Origin of the sequence: Mycobacterium helveticum (assembly GCF_007714205.1) — a bacterium.
Lineage (GTDB): Bacteria > Actinomycetota > Actinomycetes > Mycobacteriales > Mycobacteriaceae > Mycobacterium > Mycobacterium helveticum.
Genome location: NZ_VMQU01000219.1, coordinates 1 through 4,259, shown reverse-complemented (window position 1 = coordinate 4,259; position 4,259 = coordinate 1). Strand labels below are relative to the sequence as shown.

Here is a 4,259-nt window from a genome sequence, read left to right as displayed (position 1 = left end):
GCCCTACCCGCCGCCCGGCCAGTCCGGCCCGCACGGTGTCCCCGATCCGGCACGGGCGCCCGACCGGCCCGATGACGACGTCCGCCGGTTCAACCCGCCGGCCCGAGGCTGAGGAACGGAGGACTCGATGGCCTTGCCCGATCTCGATCCCGGCGCCCCCATCGCGCCCGGACGCATGCGGTCGTTCGACCAGCAGCGTGCCGAGTCGGCGGTGCGCGAATTGCTGTACGCGATCGGCGAGGACCCCGACCGGGACGGTCTGCGGGACACGCCGGCGCGCGTCGCCCGGGCCTACCACGAGATGTTCTCCGGGCTCTACATCGACCCCGGCGCCGTGCTGAGCACCATGTTCGACGAGGATCACGACGAACTGGTGATCGTCAAGCAAATCCCGATGTACTCCACGTGTGAGCACCATCTGGTGTCCTTCCACGGTGTGGCCCATGTGGGCTACATCCCCGGCAAGGACGGCAGGGTGACCGGGCTGTCGAAGATCGCCCGCCTGGTCGACCTGTACGCCAAGCGGCCTCAGGTCCAGGAACGGCTCACCAGCCAGATCGCCGATGCCCTGGTGAGCCGTCTCGATCCGCGCGGGGTGATCGTCGTGGTCGAAGCCGAGCACCTGTGCATGGCGATGCGCGGTGTCCGCAAGCCCGGCGCCGTCACCACGACGTCGGCGGTGCGCGGCCAGTTCAAGCACGACGCCGCCTCGCGAGCCGAAGCGCTCGACCTCATCCTGCGTAAGTGAGCCCGCGCCTGTGCAGGTCATGGGGGTTCTGAACGTCACCGACGATTCGTTCTCGGATGGCGGGCGCTACCTGGATGCCGACGCCGCCGTCGCCCACGGTCTGGCACTGGCCGCCGCAGGCGCGCAGATCGTCGACGTCGGTGGCGAGTCCACCCGTCCCGGCGCCACGCGGATCGATTCCCGGGTCGAGGCATCGCGCGTCGTTCAGGTCGTCAAAGAGCTTGCCGCGCAAGGCGTCACGGTGAGCATCGACACCATGCACGCCGACGTCGCGCGGGTGGCGCTGGACAGCGGCGCGCGGATCGTCAACGACGTGTCCGGCGGGCGGGCCGATCCCGCGATGGCGCCGCTGCTGGCCGAAGCCGGCGTGCCCTGGGTGCTGATGCACTGGCGACCCGTGTCGCCCGCGTACCCGCACCGCGCCCCGCGCTACCGCGACGTGGTGGCCGAGGTGCGCGCCGAGTTGCTCTCCAGCGTCGACGACGCGGTCTGCGCGGGCGTCGATCCGGCCAAGCTGGTGATCGACCCGGGCCTCGGGTTCGCCAAGACGGGGCGACACAACTGGGCGCTGCTGCATGCCCTGCCGCGTCTGGTCGCCACCGGGATCCCGGTGCTGCTGGGCGCCTCGCGCAAACGGTTCCTCGGCACCCTGCTGGCCGGGCCCGACGGGTCGCCGCGCCCGCCCGACGGCCGCGAGACGGCGACCGCGGTGATCTCCGCGCTGGCCGCCCTGTACGGTGCCTGGGGGGTGCGGGTGCATGACGTGCGTGCCTCGGTCGATGCCCTCAAGGTCGTCGGGGCCTGGACGCAGACCGAGACGCATCCCGGGCCGACGGGACACGATGGCTGATCGAGATGGCTGATCGAGATGGCTGATCGAATCGAATTGCGCGGCTTGGCACTGCACGGCCGGCACGGGGTCTTCGAACACGAGCGCGCCGACGGGCAGGAGTTCGTCGTCGACATCACCGTGTGGATCGACCTCGCCGACGCGGCCGCCAGCGACGACCTGGCCGACACCTACGACTACGGCGCACTGGCCCGGCTGGCCGCCGACGTGGTGGGCGGACCGCCCCGCAACCTGATCGAAACGGTCGGGGGGAAGATCGCCGACCAGGTGATGCAGGACCGGCGCGTGCACGCCGTCGAGGTGGTGGTGCACAAGCCGGCGGCTCCGATCCCGCAACAGTTCGCCGATGTGGCGGTCGTGGTCCGGCGCTCGCGGCGCGGCGGCCGCGGCTCGGTGGTCCCGGCCGGCGGGGCGCTGTGACGCGGGTCGTGCTGTCCATCGGCTCCAACCTGGGGGACCGGCTGGCGCGGCTGCAATCGGTCGTCGACGGGCTCGGCGGGGCGGTGCTCGCGGTGTCCCCGGTGTACGAGACCGACCCCTGGGGCCGCGTGGACCAGGCGCCGTTCCTCAACGCGGTGCTCATTGCCGAAGACCCCGCGTGCGACGCGCAGGGCTGGCTGCGGCGCGCGCAGGGATTCGAGGGTGCGGCCGGCCGGGTTCGCGGCGAGCGCTGGGGCCCGCGCAGCCTCGACGTCGACCTCATCGCCTGCCACGGCGAGGCGGAGGTGATCTCCCGCGAGAACAACCTGACGCTGCCGCACCCGCTGGCCCATCTGCGGGCTTTCGTGCTGATCCCGTGGCTGGCCGTCGACCCCGAAGCCCGGTTGACGGTCGCCGAGGGGCCGCGGCCGGTCGCCGAATTGCTCGCCGAGCTCGAGCCCGCCGACCGGCAGAGCGTGCGGCCGACCGACCTGACGCTCGCGCCGAGGGAAGAATCCCCGGCCGGCCCGGAATCGGGAAGCTGATGGGCCCGACCCGCCGACGCGATCTCACGGCCGCGGTGGTCGGCGCCGCGGTGCTGGGATACCTGCTGGTCACCGCGATGTACCGGTGGTTCCCGCGCATCACCGTGTGGACCGGGATCTCGCTGCTCGCGGTGGCCGTCGCCGAGGCGCTGTGGGCGCGCCATGTGCGGACCAAGATCAGCGACTGCGAGATCGGCCCCGGGTCCGGCCGGCTGCACCCGCTGGCGGTGGCGCGCAGCCTGGTGGTGGCCAAGGCGTCGGCCTGGGTCGGCGCGTTGATGCTGGGCTTCTGGATCGGGGTGCTGGTGTACTTTCTGCCGCGCCGGTCCTGGCTGCGCGCCGCCGCCGAGGACACCACCGGGACGGTGGCCGCGGCCGTCAGTGCGCTGGCGCTGGTCGTCGCCGCGCTGTGGCTGCAGGATTGCTGCAAATCACCGCCGGAACCACCCGAGCCCGCTGAGGGTGCCGAGAACTGACCCACCCGGGGCGTGGCGGACGTCGAAGCGAGAATCGCCGGACCGGCGCGACACGCGGAATGACCTCGCACAGGTAAAGTCGGGCCATGACCGTTCTGTCCCGCGGCGCCCGGGTACGGCGCGGCGGCCGCAGGCCGGGTTGGGTGCTCTTGACCGCGTTGCTGGTCCTCGCGATGGGGGCCAGTTCCGCGCTGGTTTTCACCAACCGCGTGGAGCTCCTCAAGCTCGCGGTGATCCTGGCTTTGTGGGCCGCGGTCGCCGGCGCCTTCGTGTCGGTGCTCTACCGCCGGCAGAGCGACGCCGACCAGTCGCGGGTGCGTGACCTCAAGCTGGTCTACGACCTGCAACTGGACCGGGAGATCTCGGCCCGCCGCGAGTACGAGCTGACGGTGGAATCCCAGCTGCGCCGCGAACTGGCCTCCGAGTTGCGGGCCCAGGGCGCCGACGACGTCGCGGCGCTGCGGGCGGAGCTGAACGCGTTGCGGACCAGCCTGGAAATCCTGTTCGACACGGACCTCAAGGAGCGGCCCGCGCTGGAGACGCTGGACGCCGAGGCGCCCCCCGCCCGCGCGTACAGCGAATGGGACCGCAACGGGCACGGCGCGCCCGTCGATTGGGTGTCCAGCGACCGGGTGGCGTCGGTACCGCAGGACCATTCGCCCACAGTCCCGGGGGCCCTTGGGGTCCCGGAGGTCCCCGACGGCCGCGCCGACGAGGCGGCCATCATCGACGTGCCCGAGGAGCCCCTGCTGCCGCCCCGGCAGCAGCCGCCCCCACGCGAACGCGGGCGCTTCTACGCGGCGCCGCAGGAACCGTCCCACGTGCCGGCCCGGCCGCCGGAGCCGGAGCCGCTGTTCGACTCCCGGCACCGGCAGCCGCCGCCCCCGCAGGCGCAGGCCCGGGCGCAGGATTGGCGGCCGGTCGCCAACGGCCTGTGGCTGCCCCCCGGAACCGCGACACCGGCCGCCGGCGAGCCGTCGGACCGGTGGCGCCGCGCCCGGCACGTCAGCCCCGACGAGCCCGCCGACGAACCCGGAGAATCCCGTCAACCCCGCGACTCGCGCGGGGGACCCGGCCCCGCCGGCGCACCCGGTGAGCGGGAGGCCCCACGGCGCTACGGCGAGTCCGGCCGCCGGTCGCGGTCGCGCCATTCGGCGGAGTACCGCGACTTCGGCGTGCCCAACTTCACCGCCCCGGACGAGCCTGTGGTGGTCCCGCCC

General features: G+C 73.0%; 6 protein-coding genes. All 6 read left to right on the top strand.

The features are described from left to right. Nucleotides 1-127 precede the first annotated feature (127 nt). Nucleotides 128-748, top strand: coding sequence for a GTP cyclohydrolase I FolE (gene folE, locus FPZ47_RS26665; RefSeq protein ID WP_144957166.1), 621 nt, complete (start codon nt 128-130; stop codon nt 746-748). A 19-nt stretch (nt 749-767) separates the two neighbouring features. After that, a complete protein-coding gene (folP, locus tag FPZ47_RS26660) occupies nt 768-1,598 on the top strand; it encodes a dihydropteroate synthase (protein ID WP_144957163.1) in 831 nt (276 codons plus the stop codon). A gap of 18 nt (nt 1,599-1,616) precedes the next feature. After that, nucleotides 1,617-2,018, top strand: a complete 402-nt coding sequence (folB, locus tag FPZ47_RS26655; protein WP_144957160.1) for a dihydroneopterin aldolase — start codon at nt 1,617-1,619, stop codon at nt 2,016-2,018. Continuing rightward, entirely contained in the window at nt 2,015-2,563 is a 549-nt protein-coding gene (gene folK / locus FPZ47_RS26650) for a 2-amino-4-hydroxy-6-hydroxymethyldihydropteridine diphosphokinase (protein WP_144957157.1), read from the top strand. Before folB ends, folK begins: the two co-directional genes overlap by 4 nt. Then, nucleotides 2,563-3,039 (top strand): DUF3180 domain-containing protein, encoded by a 477-nt coding sequence (locus tag FPZ47_RS26645; protein ID WP_144957154.1) that lies wholly within the window; start codon nt 2,563-2,565, stop codon nt 3,037-3,039. The genes folK and FPZ47_RS26645 overlap by 1 nt, the downstream gene beginning before the upstream one ends. An 86-nt stretch (nt 3,040-3,125) precedes the next feature. Further along, a partial coding sequence (locus FPZ47_RS26640; protein WP_145039725.1) for a DUF6779 domain-containing protein occupies nt 3,126-4,259 on the top strand: 1,134 nt, incomplete at its 3' end.